This window comes from Mesorhizobium sp. M0152 (assembly GCF_040322415.1).
In the GTDB taxonomy this organism is placed as follows: domain Bacteria; phylum Pseudomonadota; class Alphaproteobacteria; order Rhizobiales; family Rhizobiaceae; genus Mesorhizobium.
The window spans coordinates 1-1199 of record NZ_JAMYTH010000116.1; the positions used below are offsets into that span (position 1 = coordinate 1).

Annotated in this window: 1 protein-coding gene; it reads right to left on the reverse strand. The window is 67.8% G+C overall.

Annotation, left to right across the window (positions count from 1 at the left end; all coding sequences use genetic code 11):
- Positions 1-1163: thiamine pyrophosphate-dependent enzyme (locus NKJ26_RS33380; RefSeq protein ID WP_352700102.1), on the reverse strand; the 1163-nt coding region annotated here is incomplete at its 3' end.
- Positions 1164-1199: the final 36 nt, after the last annotated feature.

The window sequence follows — 1199 nt, forward strand, 5'->3', positions numbered from 1 at the left end:
GGGTCCGTCAGCACGTCGAGCAACGCCACGGCATCGGATTCAGCCGCACGATCGAACGCGGCGTCCAGGTCGCTCGCGCGCTCCACGCGTTCGCCGTGGCCGCCGCAGGCCCGCGCAATCGCGGCATGGTCTACTTGGCCGAGGTGGCCCGCGGCGGTATAGCGGCCGAACTTGGCCATTTCGGCGTCTTTCTGGTAGCCGAGCACGCCATTGTTGAGGACCACCACGGTCACCTTGATCCCGATGCGGACGGCGGTTTCCAACTCCGCCCAGGCGTGCGCGAAGCCGCCGTCGCCAACCACGACAATGACCTCGCCGTCAGGACGCGCCAGTTTTGCGCCGAGGGCGAGCGGCAGGCCCCAGCCGAGACCAGCGAGCCCTCGCGGCGAGATCACGCGATTCGTCGGATGATGCGTGCGAAGCTGACCGGCGACCCAACTCGATGAATAGCTGGCGTCCGCTACGACGATGGTTTCGCGGCCGAGCCGCTTCTGGATTGAGGCGAGCACACGCTCCGCCCGGATCGGCTCGGCGTCCACGAGGAAAGGCGCGCGTTCGCGCTCGAACGCTGTCCAGGCATTCGCAATATGGCTCACGATCGCGTCGCGATCAGGAGCGTGGCCGCCGAGCGCATTGGTGAGCGCCTCAAGCGTTGCGCGGGCGTCTCCAAGGAGGCGAACCGCCTCGTAATTGCGACCGATCTCCTGCGGGTCGATGTCGATGTGCAGCACGCGTGCTCCATCCGGGATCAGCGACCACGCGTCGGTGCCGTCCTCGTTGGTGCGGTTGCCGATCAGCAGCACGAGATCGGCTTGCTGCACGAGTGGCTTGGTCTGGCGCCCGAGCCCGCCTGGGCCGGTCAGATTGCCGATCACGCCCATGGCGAGCGGGTGCGTCTCCGGGATCGCACCCTTGCCCATGCTGGTCGTCGCAACGGGTGCGACCGCCTTCTCGGCGAAATGCAGCAGCGCCGCACCCGCGCCCGAACCATGCACTCCGCCACCGGCGATGACGACGGGGAAACGGGCGCCGTCGATGAGCCTCGCCGCTTCGATGATCGCGCTGTCTTTAGGGCGCGGCCGGTCGAGCGGCCAGTTGCCGAGCCGCATCTCGCGTTTTCCGGGCTTATCGGAATGGGCCCTTTGCAAATCGACCGGCAACATCAGTACCGCCGGGCCCGGCTTGCCGCTGGCAGCGGC